The following is a 12,858-nucleotide window of genomic DNA, read 5'->3' on the forward strand; positions in this document are numbered from 1 at the left end:
TGTGGAAAACCGCAACGGTAGCCTTCGGGATGTGCCGCAGCACGGAATCGGGATCGGGGCGACGGACGCGGTGCCGGACGGGTCGGCCGGCTCCCCGGGCCGCGCCGCGTGGTGGGGCCCGTCGGCCGGCCGCGCACCCCGGCGCTCGTTCCGGTCCGGCCTGCGACTCGGCACCGGGGTACTGCTCGGCGCCGCCACCGCGCTTGTCGACCTCGGCTACCTCGCCGGCGCGGTACCCGGCTACGCCGCCCTCGCCGGATCCCCCCGGTCCCGCCGCCGGCTGGCCGAGCTCGCCCGCCGGCTCGCCGAGTACGACCGACGGCGGGTCGAGCGGTATTTCGGGGACAGTCCGGCCGGCACGGTCAGCGACGCCCGTGCGGTGGGCTATCTCGCCGCCCGTGCGCCGGTGGGCGTACTCGGCGGGATCGTGTTGCTGATGATGCTGTACGGCGCGGTGGTGGTCGGTGCCGTGATCGTCGGCTGGCTGGTCGGCCGTCCGGTCGACGACATCGAGGCCACGCCGGTGATCGTGGTGTACTTCGGGGTGTTGGCCGTGGTGCTGCTCTTCCTGGCCGTGCAGGGCGTCGTCGGCGTCGCGGCGCTGGACCGGCGGCTGGCCCGGCGGTTCCTCGGGCCGAGCGGCCGGGAGCTGCTGGAGCGCCGGATCACCGAGCTTTCCGCCAGCCGGGCCGGGGTGCTGGCGGCGGTCGACGCGGAGCGGCGCCGGATCGAGCGGGACCTGCACGACGGCGTACAGCAGCGGCTGGTCGCGCTCGGCATGCTGGTCGGTCGGGCCCGCCGGACCAGCGACCCGGCGAAGGCGACCGAACTGTTGCGCCAGGCGCACGAGGAGTCCGCCCGGGTCCTCGACGACCTTCGCGAGGTCGCCTGGCGGGTCTATCCGACCGCGCTGGACAATCTGGGGCTGGCCGACGCGCTGGCCCGGGTCGCCGAGCACGCCGGGCTGCCGGTCCGGGTCGACTGCCGGCTGGTCGGCCGGCCGGCGCGGGCGGTCGAGACGGCCGCGTACTTCGTGGTCTCGGAGGCGGTGACGAATGCCGCCAAGCACGCCCGGGCCGGCCAGGTCGACGTCGGGGTCGTGGTCCGGGACGGGCGGCTGGTGGTGACGGTGGTCGACGACGGGGTCGGCGGGGCGGACCCGGCCGGCGCCGGCCTGTCCGGGCTGGCCCGCCGGGTCGCCGCGCTGGACGGCCGCCTCCGGGTGACCAGCCCGGCCGGCGGCCCCACGACGATCGAGGCGGAGCTGCCGTGCGGGTGATGCTGGCCGAGGACTCGACCCTGCTGCGGGAGGGGCTGGTCCGGCTGCTGGCCGAGGAGGGGCACCAGGTCACCGCCGCCGTCGGGAACGCGGGCGCCCTGGTCGCGGCCGTCGCGGCGGACCCGCCGGAGGCGGTGGTGGTGGACGTACGGATGCCGCCGACGCACACCGACGAGGGGCTGCGCGCCGCACTGGAGATCCGTCGCCGCTGGCCCGCCGTCGGGGTCCTGGTCCTCTCCCAGTACGTCGAGAAGCGTTACGCCGTCGAGTTGCTGACCAGCTCCAGCGGCGGGGTCGGCTACCTGCTGAAGGACCGGGTGGCCCAGGTCGGCGAGTTCCTCGACGCGCTGGCCCGGGTCGGCGAGGGCGGCGCCGCCTTCGACCCGGAGGTGGTACGCCAACTGCTGGCCCGGACCAGCCACACCGACCCGCTCGCCCGGCTGACCGCACGCGAGCGGGCGGTGCTGGACCTGATGGCGCAGGGGCACACGAACGCCGCCATCGCCGGGCAGTTGCACGTCTCGCAGAGCGCCGTCGAGAAGCACGTGAACGCCGTCTTCGACAAGCTCAACCTGGCCCACGTCACCGGCTACAGCCGGCGGGTACTCGCCGTCCTCCGCTATCTCGGCGGCTGAGCCGCCCGGCCGAGCCGCCCGGCCGAGCCGCCCGGCCGAGCCGCCCGGCCGAGCCGCCCGGCCGAGCCGCCCGGCCGAGCCGCCCGGCTGAGCCGCCGCACGGCAGGGTCCTCCTCGACACCGCTGACCGCTGCGGAGCACAGGCTCGCGGAGCACAGGACCCCTCCCCCGGGGGCGGGGAAGGGGTCCTGCGGTGCCCCGCGTCACATGCGGTGGCGGCTCCGCGGGCGCTCGCGCCGGGACAGCCGGGCGACGACGAACCAGCCGACCGCGACCGCCACGACCACGATCACGATCTTCTGGAAGACGCTGGCGTACTCCTCGACCAGGTGCCAGTTCTCGCCGAGCAGATAGCCGGCGAGCACGAAGACGGTGTTCCAGATCAGGCTGCCGACGGCGGTGCAGAGCAGGAAGGTGCCCAGCCGCATCCGCTCGATGCCGGCCGGGATGGAGATCAGGCTCCGGAAGATCGGGATCATCCGGCCGAGGAGGACCGTCTTGACCCCGTGCCGGAGGAACCACGCCTCGGTGCGGTCCACGTCGGCGAGCTTGACCAGCGGGAGCCGGGCGGCGATCGCCCGGGTCCGCTCCCGACCGAGCAGCGCGCCGACGTAGTAGAGCGCCAGCGCGCCGACCACGGAACCGACGGTGGTCCAGAAGATCGCCGACCAGAGACTCATCTCTCCCCGGCTGGCGGCGAAGCCGGCCAACGGCAGGATGATCTCGCTGGGCAGCGGCGGGAAGAGGTTCTCCAGAGCCACCGCCAGGCCGGCTCCGGGGGCACCGAGCCGGTCCATCAGGTCGGTCGCCCACTCGGCGATCCCGGACAGGGTCGGTTCGGCGGCCAGCGGAGTCGTATCATCGATCATGAATCCGACGCTAGCCGGTGCTACCTGTCCAAACCCTGTGGAGCGGCGCCCGATCGCCTGCCGCGCACCACAGTCACGGACTGCGGTGAACCACATGCGGCGTCCGTTCGTACCAGTCGATATCGCCACCGCCGTCGGCGGTCCGGCGACCAGGCGATGACGGGCCGGTGACGGCCCTGGGACCGCGAGGAGGCGGACGCCGAGTGGCGGAAAGCTCAGCACAGTGGACGGTGGCGGAGTCGAGCGGACGGCACCGGAAGGCCGGGGCGGACAACCGGCGGGCCCGCTCCAACCGTCGGCTCCGGCTGGTCTCCACGGTGGGCCTCGGAGCCGGGCTGCTGCTCCTCGCCATCCCGCTCGGGGCGGACAGCCTGCGCACGATGGTCTGGGGTGGCGGCACCGAACCGGGTGTCGGGGTGCCGGCGGCGGCGACCAGCCCGCCGGGGTCGGGCGCCGAGCCGCCGCCGGCCGGGCCGACCCCGGACCCCGCCGGGCCGACCGGTACGCCCGGACCCACCCCGACGGCGGCCCCGAGCCCGACCTCCCGGGCCGGCGGTGCGGGTGTGTCGACCCCGCCCGCACCGCCGACGCCGTCGCGGCCACCGCTACAGGGCGCGGCGGCACCCACACCCCCCGCTACCACCGGCCCGCCCGCACCGGCCGCCCCGCCGCCCCCGCCGCCGCAGCCCGTGCTGCTCGGCCCGGACGGCCGGGACGGGCTGACCCGGATGATGGACCGCTACTGCGACGACCACGTCGGGGCGAGCTGGGCGGACACCCGTGGCGACGGCGGCTGGGAGTGCGAGCGCCTGCTGCTGCCGTCCCGGACCGTCGACATCGACCGGGCCTGCCGGGACACCTACGGCGACGACGCGTTCGCGCAGAACCCGGACGCCCGCGACCCGTTCGGCTGGCGCTGCTTCCGGCGCTGACCCGGCCCCGGGACAGCAGACTCACCGTCGCCGGGGCGCGGGTGCTGGCCCGCACGTGCACACCGGGCAGCCGACGCCTGGTCGGGCCGGTACTGTGCTCGATAGCCACGGGCGGGACGCAACCACGGTCGAGGTGAACCAGTCATCGACGCCCTACTCCTCAGCACCCTGCTGCCGCTGGCCGGCTTCGCCCTGCTGACCGCCGGCAACGCATTCTTCGTCGCCGCCGAGTTCGCACTGGTCACAGTGGACCGGTCCGAACTCGACCGGCGGGTGTCCGGCGGCGACCGGCGGGCCGGCACGGTCCGCAAGGCGCTGCGGGAACTCTCCTTCCAGCTCTCCGGCGCGCAGCTGGGGATCACCATCACCGCCCTGCTCACCGGCTATCTCGCCGAGCCGGCCCTGGCGAAGCTCTTCGCCCCGCTGCTCCGGCCGGTCGCCGGGGACGCCACCGGGCGGGTCACCCCGCTACTCGCGCTGGCCCTGGCCACCCTGCTGTCGATGCTCTTCGGCGAGCTGGTGCCGAAGAACGCCGCGCTGGCCCGCCCGATGCCGGTCGCGCTGGCCACCGCCGGGCCGATGCGGGCGTTCTCCCGGATCTTCGGCTGGCTGATCCAGGCGCTGAACAACTCGGCGAACTGGCTGGTCCGCCGGCTCGGCGTGGAGCCGCAGGAGGAGTTGGCCAGCGCCCGGTCCCCCGAGGAACTCGGCCTGCTGGCGGCGATCTCCGCGCAGGCCGGAGCGCTGCCCCGGGAGACCGCGATGCTGCTGCAACGGACGATCCGGTTCGGTGACAAGCGGGCCGCCGAGGCGATGACGCCCCGGGTCGACGTGGTCGCCCTGCGGGCCACCGCTCCGGTCGCCCAGCTGCTGGCCCTGGCCCAGCAGACCGGCCGGACCCGGTTCCCGGTCTACGAGGAGACCGTCGACCTGGTCACCGGCGTGGCCGGAGTGGTCGAGGCGCTCGGCGTACCACCGCACCGGCGGGACTCCACCACGGTGGCGGCGGTGGCCCGTGAGCCGGTGTACGTGCCGGAGAGCCTGGACCTGGACGGCGTACTCGCGGCGCTGCGCGCGGCCGGTGCGGACCTGGCGATAGTGGTCGACGAGTACGGCGGCACCGACGGGGTGGTCACCGTGGAGGACCTGGTGGAGGAGCTGGTCGGGGAGATCGCCGACGAGTTCGACCCGGTCGCCGAGGAGCCCGTACCGGTCGCCGGCCGATCCACACCGGGTGCCGGCGGTTCCGCGCCGGGTGGCTCCGGCGGTTCCGCGCGGGGTGGTGCCGGTATCGCCGAGGGTGCCGCCGGTTCGGGGCGGGGCGCGGTCGAGGAGAGGCCGGTCGAGCTGACCGCCCCTGGCGGGGAACGCACCGCACTCGTCGACGGGGTACTCCGCGCCGACGAGCTGGCCGAACAGGTCGGCTTCCGGCTGCCCGAGGGGCCGTACGAGACGTTGGGTGGTTTTCTGCTGGCCCGGCTCGGCCACATCCCGGAGGCCGGCGAGACCGTCGAGGAGCAGGGCTTCGAGTTCACCGTGGTCGAGGTGGTCCGGCACCGGATCGAGCAGGTCCGGGTGGTCCGGCCCGAGGAGACGGCCGGATGAACCTGCTGGTCACCCTCGGGCTGCTGCTCGGCAACGCCTTCTTCGTCGGCAGCGAGTTCGCGCTCATCGCGTCGCGGCGTACCGTGCTCGAACCGCTGGCGGCCGGGTCGCAGCGGGCCCGCTGGGCGCTCTCGGCGATGAACCAGATCCCGCTGATGATCGCCGGTGCCCAGCTCGGCATCACCATCTGCTCGCTCGGCCTCGGTGCCATCGCCGAGCCGGCCCTGGCGCACCTGCTGGAGGAGCCGTTCCACGCGGCCGGGCTGCCGGACCGGGCGGTGCACCCGGTCGCCTTCGTGATCGCGCTCGGCGTGGTGGTCTTCCTGCACACCGTGATCGGCGAGATGGTGCCGAAGAACATCACGCTGGCCGGGCCGGAGCCGTCGGCGCTCTGGCTCGGGCCGGCGATGCTGGCCTTCTGCGTGGCGACCAAGCCGCTGCTGCTGGCGATGAAGTGGACGTCGGCGCGGATCCTGCGGCTGTGGCGGATCGAGGCGACCGACGCGGTGAAGACGGTCTTCACCGCCGAGGAGCTGGCCGGGCTGGTCTCGCAGGCGCGTACCGAGGGACTGCTCGGCTCCGAGGAGCATGCCCGGATCACCGCCGCGCTGGCGCTGAACCGGCGTACCGCCGCCGACGCACTGCGCCCGTGGGCCAGCGTCACCACGGTGGCCGAGGACGTCTCTCCGGCGTCCCTGGAGGTGCTGGCGACCCGGACCGGCCGGTCCCGGTTCCCGGTGGTGCAGCGGGCCGGCCGTCGGGTGCTGGGCTTCGTGCACGTCAAGGACGTCCTCGGGTATTCCGGTGCGGCCCGCCGGGCGCCGGTGCCGGCCGAGCTGCTCCGGCCGCTGGCCGTGGTGCCGCCGGAGCGCAGCCTCGCCGACCTGCTGCTGTCGATGCGCCGGGAGCGCCGGCACATGGTGCTGGTCAGCGACGGGCGGGTGCCGATGGGGGTGGTCACCCTGGACGACGTGCTCACCGCCGTCGTCGGGACGACCACCGACCCCACCGGCACCGGCACCGGCACCCAATCCGCACCGGTCTGACCCGACCGGGTCCGGCCTCGGCTCAGTGCGGTGCGCCGACCGGTGACGGCAGCAGCCGTACGTCGTCGGCGTGCACGAACATGATCCGGTGGCCGAACTGGATCTGGACGTACCGCCTGTCGCCCCGGACCACCGTCCAGTCCCCGGGTGACGAGCCGTCGAAGGTGGTGGCCCGGTAGTACTCGCCGGGCAGCACGTTCCCGACGGCGTACCGCTGCCCGGCGGCGAGGGTGTACTGCAACGGGGTGACCGGCTGCACCGGTACGCCGGCCGGATAGGCGTCCGCCTCCGGGTACGCCCGGCCGTACACCGGAATCGTCGCCCGGCCCGGCTTCGGCGTCGCGACCAGGCCCACCGTCCACTTCGCGGTCGGCTTCGACCTCGGGTTGTGGAACCACGCCTTCTGCCCGAGATACCAGATCGCGGTCCAGTCGCCCTGCCGGCCGGCGAGCGCGTACGTCTGTCCGGCCGACGCCCGCGCCCCGTGGTCGGAGATGTGCATCGTGTTCGGGGTGCCGTCCGGGCGCAGCCCGAGGTCGTTCACCAGCGGCGCGTCGGCGGTCGGTGCGGTGCGCAGCACCACCGACGACGACCCGCGCGCCGGGCACGGCACCCCGGCCGCCGTGCAGCCGGTGAACGCCGGCCGGTTGGTGGCGAAGTCCGGGTCGATGGTGACCAGTCCGGCGGCCGGTGCGCCGACGCCCCGGAACGGCGCCCTGAGCAGGTCGAAGTAGTGCGACCAGTCCCAGTACGGCCCGGGTTCCCAGTGCATGCCGCGCACGTTCGCCGGCAGGATCCCGGGGACGTTGTCGTGCCCGATGACGTGGTCGCGGTCGAGCGGGATGTCGTACCGGTCGGCGAGGTAGCGGACCAGTTTGGCCGAGGTCCGGTACATCGCCTCGGTGTACCAGGTGCCCTGTGCGGCGAAGCCCTCGTGTTCCAGGCCGATCGCCTTGGCGTTGACGTACCAGTTGCCGGCGTGCCAGGCCACGTCCCTGCCCTTCACGTGCTGCGCGATGTGCCCGTCGGCGGAGCGGAGCGTGTAGTGCCAGCTCACGTAGGTCGGGTCCTGGACCAGCCGCAGCGTGGTGTCGTAGCTGCCCTCGGTGTCGTGGATGACGATGTACTCGACCTTCTGCCGGGCGGGCCGGTCGGAGAGGTCGTGGTTGCCGTAGTCGCCCTCGCCGAACGCCTGGTAGGGGGCGGGGATCCACTCGCAGGAGATGTCGCGCGGGCACTCCAGCCCGTCCGGGCGGGGTCGGCCGGGCAGGCCGAGCCGGTCCAGCCAGTGCCGCTGCGGGACGATCCCGGGGTGGCCGGGGAGGGTGATCCGGTGCCCGTCGTCGGTGGTCCGGCTGGCACCCTCGGCGAGGGTCCGGTACACCTCGTCAGCGAAGGCGGCGGCGGCGTCCGCGCGGTCGCTGCCGGCGTACCGGGCCACCGCGCCGTACCAGGCCGCCGGGTCGCCGCGGCGGCGTACTCGGACTGCCGGGTGTCGGCGTACTCGGATTGCCGGGTGTCGGTCGACGGCGGCGCGGCGAGCGCGGGGCTGGCCGGCAGCAGTGCCGCAGCGCCGAGCAGGGCGGTGCCGATCGCGATTTTCCTGCTCAGCGGCGTTGTCGTGGGAAGCATCGAACCTCCAGGGGCCGGGGTGGGCCTGCCGATCACCCTCCACCCGGGACACCGCTGCGGTCAATACCTGCCAAACAAGCTCGTCGCCATGTAGAAAACTTTCACCTATACCGAGCGTGTCCGAGCCGGTCCTCGTGGGTCGACTCCGCCGAGCGTCGGTTCGCGCCGTCCGTGACCGCCCCGATACACAACGAATCGACTCAGATCACGGGGTTGCGTTTGGATAACACCCTTCTCTAAGGTTGGGGACCGTCGAGCCGACGGCAGGCCGCCTAGCCGGGCGGCGACGTCTCGACACCGCCGAATCGTCACACAGAGCGAACCGGGGACCCGAGCATCCTGGGGTGAATCCGCGCCTTCTGCGGTAGGGCGACACTCTTTCCGCCCGAACCCGTCAGCTAACCCGGTAGGCGGGCTACGGAAGAAGGAGTACGGACCCCGGTGGCTTCCCCTGCCCCGCCGCGGTCGCCCTCCCTCCCGTCGGCAGCCGCCGACGCCGGGAACGCGAAACCGCGCCCTCGAAGGTCCATCCTCGTCATCGCCCTCACCGCCCTCGCCAGCGCCGTCGTGCTGTTCACCGGCACGACGCCGGCACTGGCCGAGCCGTCGGTGGCCGAGATCGAGCAGCAGATCGACACCGCCTGGCGCAAGCTGGAGCCGGTCGTCGAGAAGCACAACGCCACCCGGCAGGACCTGGCGGCGAAGAAGAAGCAGGCCGCCACCCTGCAGAAGAAGATCGCCCCGCTGCAGTCGCAGATCGACGCCGCGATGAACCGGGTGAGCGACTTCGCCGTGCAGGCGTACAAGGGTGACAAGGCCTCGGCGGTCAACGCCCTGCTCACCTCGAAGTCGCCGACCGCGCTGGTCGGCCAGCTCTCGGTGCTCGACCAGTTCGCGCGCCAGCAGCAGCGCGAGGTGCAGGAGGTCGTCGACCTCAAGGAGAAGTACGCCGCCCAGAAGGCTCCGCTGGACCGGCTGGTCACCCAGCTGACCAAGACCGAGGCGGAACTGGCGGCGAAGAAGAAGGAGATCGACGCCGAGGTCGAGCGGCTACAGAAGCTGCGGATCCAGGCGTACGGGAACGGCTCCGCCGGCCCGCTGCGGCCCGCGCCCTGCCCGGCGACCTACCCCGGCGGCCCGTCCGGCCAGGCGGTCAAGTTCGCGTGCGCGCAGATCGGCAAGCCGTACAAGTGGGGTGCCGAAGGCCCCGGCTCGTACGACTGCTCCGGCCTGACCCTGGCCGCCTGGGCCAAGGGTGGCGTCTCGCTGCCGCACAACGCCCGCGCCCAGCGCGGACAGACGAAGCAGATCAGCCGCTCCGAGCTGCGCCCTGGTGACCTGGTCTTCTACTATGCCGACCTCAGCCACGTCGGCATGTTCGTCGGCAACGGTTGGATCGTGCACGCCTCCCGGGCCGGCGAACCGGTCAAGATGAAGCGGATGGACGACGGCGAGATCCACAGCTTCGGCAGACCGGGCTGAAATCTCCGGGTTGAGGTCCCCGGGTCGACGGTCTCCGAGTCGACCGAGTCAACGCAGAACCCCCGTCGCGCAGGTGCGGCGGGGGTTCTGCCGTTCGGCCGACGGGGTGGCGCCGTGCCTCAGCGGGTGGGCCAGGTGCGCCAGTTCTGCCAGGAACGGCTCGGAGTCGGCCCGCGCTGTCCCTGGTAGCGCGAGCCGTAGACGGCCGATCCGTACGGGTGGGCCGACGGCGACGAGAGCCGGAAGATGCAGAGCTGCCCGATCTTCATCCCGGGCCAGAGCCGGATCGGCAGGTTGGCCACGTTCGACAGTTCCAGCGTCACGTGGCCGGAGAAGCCGGGGTCGATGAAGCCGGCGGTGGAGTGGGTGAGCAGGCCGAGCCGGCCCAGGCTCGACTTGCCCTCCAGCCGGCCGGCGAGCTGGTCGCCGAGGGAGATCACCTCCAGCGTGGAGGCGAGCACGAACTCACCCGGGTGCAGCACGAACGGCTCGCCGTCCGGCACGTCGACCAGCGAGGTCAGCTCGTCCTGCTGGATCGCCGGGTCGATGTGCGTGTAGAGGTGGTTGTTGAAGACCCGGAAGAGCCGGTCCAGGCGTACGTCGATGCTCGACGGCTGCACCAGCGCGGGCTCGAACGGCTCCAGCGCGAGGGTGCCCGCCTTGATCTCGATCACTAGGTCGTGGTCGGAGAGCAGCACCGGATCACCTTAGCGAGTGGCGTGACGGTGACCGGCCGCGACCTCGCCGATGGGTGGGATCGGGGTAGGTGATCGAACAGGTGTTCGATAGAATGTGGGCATGGCATCCTGGTCCGAATTCGCCTCTGACGAGCCACGACTCGCCGACGCGATCCGCGTCCTCATCCAGCAGTACGGTCCGGGTCTCGGCTACCTGGCGACCGTGCGCGCCGACGGTGGGCCGCGGGTGCACCCGGTGTCCCCGGTCATCACCGACGAGGGACTCTTCTGTTTCGTCGTCGACTCTCCGAAGCGGCGTGACCTCGAACGCGACGGCCGATACGCGCTGCACTCGTTCCCGCCCGAGGACAGCGACGACGAGGCGTACGTCGCGGGTCGGGCCCGGCCGGTGACCGACCAGGCCCGGGTGGACCAGCTCGCCGGCAACCTGCGGGCCGCCCCGCAGGTCGACTGGCGGCTCTTCGAGTTCACCGTCGACGTCGCGATGGTGGCCCGGCACGGCAGCAACGGCGCCACCCCGCTCGCGGCCGGAGACCGGTCCGAACGACCGGCCGTGCAGGTCTGGCTCGACCCGGCCGGCGCCGCACCGGGCGCACCGGGCACACCGGTCGGTGCCACCACCGGGTCGAGGCGGCGCGGCCGGCGCCGGGCGGTGGAAGAGGAGCCCGTCCCGACGCCCTGAGCTGCCGGCACGCACGCACGCCTACGGCTCGCGGAACGCCTTCCACGCCTTGAGCATCCGGAACGCCTGACCGTACGTGAACTCGTACATGCAGGCGTCGACCGAGTAGTCCATGAAGTTGTGGATCGGGTCGGTGCCCGGCTTCGCCGTGCAGGTGTCCCGCCGCTCCGGGCAGCCGAAGGCCGGCTCCGCCTCGGCAGGCGTGTCGAGGACCTGATCGCCCTGGCCGTCGCAGCCCTCCTGGAAGGTGTGGTAGAGATTCAGCCAGTGCCCGACCTCGTGCGTGGCCGTGTCACCGGCGTTGTACGGCGCGGCCGTCCCACCCGGCAGTGACTCGGCCAGCACCACCACCCCGTCGTACGGGTCGAGCTTGCGCTCCGGGAAGGTGGCCCAGCCGAGCAGCTTCTCCTCCAGCAGCCCGGTGTAGATGTTCAGTGTGTCCTTGCCACCGACCCGCAGCGCCCGCTTCATCTGGGTCTCCGTCGGGCTCTCCGGCGCGATCGGATACCAGGCGGGTCTGGTCACCCGGTTCACCTTCTTCAACCGGAAGCGGAAGGGTGTCCAGGCCCCGCCGGTACGCCCGCCGAACGACTCGTTCAGCACCCTGATCTGAGCCTGGATCAGGGAAAGCGGGACGTCCCCGGCGGCCCGGGTCCGCCGTTCGCTTATCACGTGGAACACCACGTCGATCGTGATCGTCAGCTTCCCCGGTACGCCGAACGGCGCCACCCCGACCCGTTGCGCGTACGCCGCGTCGACCGCCCGGTCCCGCTCGGCCGCCTCGGCCGACGTCAGCTCGTTCGGCTCGACCGCGTACGGCGCACCAGGTTTGGCCTTGGCACTCGGGTTGCTGCCGTGCGGGCTCGCGGTGTGCGGGTGCCCTGTGGCGGTCTCGGTGCAGGCGGGTGCGCCGGATTCCCTGGCCGGATCCGGAGGTGCCGCCACCACCGGACCGGGTCCGAGCAGCAGGACGAGAAACACACTCGTCATGCCGGTCGAACGCGACGACCAGCGCAGTCCACGGAACACCATCGCCACACCCTTTACTTTCGGATAGTGGTTCTGTGATGACACAGAGCCATAGTTGCAGGTGGGGCGGACGTTACCTGGCTCGGTCTCTGTTGCAAACGAGGCGGCACGGCGTGGTTCGTGACCTGTTCGAGCAGGTGGCGGTGGGGTCGGGGTGGGGCTCGGGGGTAGGTGAGTGCATGATCGGATCCGACCGGGTACAGTGGGGTCCGCTCGCGGGTGTAGTTCAATGGCAGAACATCAGCTTCCCAAGCTGACAGTGCGGGTTCGATTCCCGTCACCCGCTCCAACAACGAAGGCCCAGGTCAGAGGACATTCCTGACGCTGGGCCTTCGCCGTTTCTGATCTCTATCCGGGTGACGTGCCCCCTGCGTGCCCCTCCGGATTCAGTCGCCTTCCGGCTTGACCTTGCTCCGTCTGAGCTTGCTCCGAGTAGTAGAAGCCATTCCCGCTGTGCTCGCGCCGGGCAACGGGCCAACAGGCGCGTCTTGCTCAAGGCGCCGCCGAAGGAGCCCATGTTGAAGAAACCGGCGGCCTGGTATAGGCTGCTCGGCAGACAACACCGATTGTAGACCCATTCTACTACATTGTCAAGTCGATCAAGCTTCTGGCCAGCAAAATCAGGGCAAGTTCGGCATCTCGCAAGTAGTTGAGGCAGGAATCAATCGGGGAGTGAGTGAGCGGCACCCCGGGCATCCAAACCAAAGGTGCCGCTCCACGAACTCCCACGCCAACTGAAGAGAGGAGAGTCCACCCCCATGATGCACCGGAGGGCCGGCAGTAGGAAAGCCAGCGGGCGGAGACGGCAGCGACGACGGCTCGGGATCCAGGAGATCTGTCTAGCTGCGGGGACCGCAGCGACGCTTCTCGGATCCATCGCAACCCTGTTGCAGGCGTTCGAAGGGTGACCGGGTGAACGAGGTGGCTCGCTGGTCTTGAGGACCAACCGAGCCACCTCGCACTCAACAT

At 72.0% G+C, this 12,858-nt stretch carries 12 protein-coding genes, 1 tRNA gene and 1 riboswitch; of the genes, 9 read left to right on the plus strand and 4 right to left on the minus strand.

What is annotated here, in order from left to right:
* Nucleotides 1-31 precede the first annotated feature (31 nt).
* Complete coding sequence (locus O7626_RS34825; protein ID WP_278065224.1) at nt 32-1,279, plus strand: histidine kinase; 1,248 nt, start codon at nt 32-34, stop codon at nt 1,277-1,279.
* Nucleotides 1,270-1,914, plus strand: coding sequence for a response regulator transcription factor (locus tag O7626_RS34830; protein WP_278065225.1), 645 nt, complete (start codon nt 1,270-1,272; stop codon nt 1,912-1,914). The genes O7626_RS34825 and O7626_RS34830 overlap by 10 nt, the downstream gene beginning before the upstream one ends.
* Before the next feature lie 203 nt (nt 1,915-2,117).
* On the opposite strand, the gene O7626_RS34835 is transcribed toward O7626_RS34830, so the two are convergent.
* Nucleotides 2,118-2,783 carry a DedA family protein gene (locus tag O7626_RS34835; RefSeq protein ID WP_278065226.1) on the minus strand — a complete coding sequence of 222 codons (666 nt, stop codon included), beginning with the start codon at nt 2,781-2,783 and terminating at the stop codon, nt 2,118-2,120.
* A 203-nt stretch (nt 2,784-2,986) separates the two neighbouring features.
* Between O7626_RS34835 and O7626_RS34840 the strand changes: the two genes are divergently transcribed.
* The 3 genes from O7626_RS34840 (at nt 2,987) to O7626_RS34850 (ending at nt 6,366) form a co-directional block, all read left to right on the plus strand.
* A complete protein-coding gene (locus O7626_RS34840; RefSeq protein ID WP_278065227.1) occupies nt 2,987-3,715 on the plus strand; it encodes a hypothetical protein in 729 nt (242 codons plus the stop codon).
* A gap of 171 nt (nt 3,716-3,886) precedes the next feature.
* A complete protein-coding gene (locus O7626_RS34845) occupies nt 3,887-5,320 on the plus strand; it encodes a hemolysin family protein (protein WP_278066453.1) in 1,434 nt (477 codons plus the stop codon).
* Nucleotides 5,317-6,366, plus strand: a complete 1,050-nt coding sequence (locus O7626_RS34850) for a hemolysin family protein (RefSeq protein ID WP_278065228.1) — start codon at nt 5,317-5,319, stop codon at nt 6,364-6,366. Before O7626_RS34845 ends, O7626_RS34850 begins: the two co-directional genes overlap by 4 nt.
* A 22-nt stretch (nt 6,367-6,388) precedes the next feature.
* Here O7626_RS34850 and O7626_RS34855 read toward each other — a convergent pair whose 3' ends face one another.
* On the minus strand, nt 6,389-7,807 hold the full coding sequence (locus O7626_RS34855; protein ID WP_278065229.1) for a peptidoglycan recognition family protein: 1,419 nt from the start codon (nt 7,805-7,807) through the stop codon (nt 6,389-6,391).
* A 75-nt stretch (nt 7,808-7,882) separates the two neighbouring features.
* Here O7626_RS34855 and O7626_RS34860 point away from each other — a divergent pair, with 75 nt between their 5' ends.
* Together O7626_RS34860 and O7626_RS34865 are read left to right on the plus strand one after the other, a co-directional pair.
* The gene (locus O7626_RS34860; protein ID WP_278065230.1) at nt 7,883-8,092 is read left to right on the plus strand and encodes a hypothetical protein; all 210 of its coding nucleotides are present in this window, start codon (nt 7,883-7,885) and stop codon (nt 8,090-8,092) included.
* A gap of 194 nt (nt 8,093-8,286) precedes the next feature.
* Nucleotides 8,287-8,427, plus strand: a riboswitch (cyclic di-AMP (ydaO/yuaA leader).
* 12 nt (nt 8,428-8,439) lie between these two features.
* Nucleotides 8,440-9,480, plus strand: coding sequence for a C40 family peptidase (locus O7626_RS34865; RefSeq protein ID WP_278065231.1), 1,041 nt, complete (start codon nt 8,440-8,442; stop codon nt 9,478-9,480).
* Between the two features lie 119 nt (nt 9,481-9,599).
* Here the strand turns inward: O7626_RS34865 and dcd are convergent, their stop codons facing one another.
* Nucleotides 9,600-10,178 carry a dCTP deaminase gene (gene dcd, locus O7626_RS34870; RefSeq protein WP_278065232.1) on the minus strand — a complete coding sequence of 193 codons (579 nt, stop codon included), beginning with the start codon at nt 10,176-10,178 and terminating at the stop codon, nt 9,600-9,602.
* A gap of 100 nt (nt 10,179-10,278) precedes the next feature.
* Here dcd and O7626_RS34875 point away from each other — a divergent pair, with 100 nt between their 5' ends.
* Nucleotides 10,279-10,860, plus strand: a complete 582-nt coding sequence (locus O7626_RS34875) for a pyridoxamine 5'-phosphate oxidase family protein (RefSeq protein ID WP_278065233.1) — start codon at nt 10,279-10,281, stop codon at nt 10,858-10,860.
* Nucleotides 10,861-10,881: 21 nt separating this feature from the next.
* Here O7626_RS34875 and O7626_RS34880 read toward each other — a convergent pair whose 3' ends face one another.
* Complete coding sequence (locus O7626_RS34880; protein WP_278065234.1) at nt 10,882-11,892, minus strand: zinc metalloprotease; 1,011 nt, start codon at nt 11,890-11,892, stop codon at nt 10,882-10,884.
* Nucleotides 11,893-12,104: 212 nt separating this feature from the next.
* Here O7626_RS34880 and O7626_RS34885 point away from each other — a divergent pair.
* Nucleotides 12,105-12,178, plus strand: a tRNA-Gly gene (locus tag O7626_RS34885).
* Nucleotides 12,179-12,858 lie beyond the last annotated feature (680 nt).

It is taken from the genome of Micromonospora sp. WMMD1102, assembly GCF_029626265.1.
In the GTDB taxonomy this organism is placed as follows: domain Bacteria; phylum Actinomycetota; class Actinomycetes; order Mycobacteriales; family Micromonosporaceae; genus Plantactinospora.

Excerpts from the sequence above, each read along its gene's own strand:
- O7626_RS34875 (WP_278065233.1), top strand. The coding sequence starts at position 10,279 with ATGGCATCCTGGTCCGAATTCGCCTCTGACGAGCCACGACTCGCCGAC.
- O7626_RS34835 (WP_278065226.1), bottom strand. The coding sequence starts at position 2,783 with ATGATCGATGATACGACTCCGCTGGCCGCCGAACCGACCCTGTCCGGG.
- O7626_RS34850 (WP_278065228.1), top strand. The coding sequence starts at position 5,317 with ATGAACCTGCTGGTCACCCTCGGGCTGCTGCTCGGCAACGCCTTCTTC.
- O7626_RS34880 (WP_278065234.1), bottom strand. The coding sequence starts at position 11,892 with ATGGTGTTCCGTGGACTGCGCTGGTCGTCGCGTTCGACCGGCATGACG.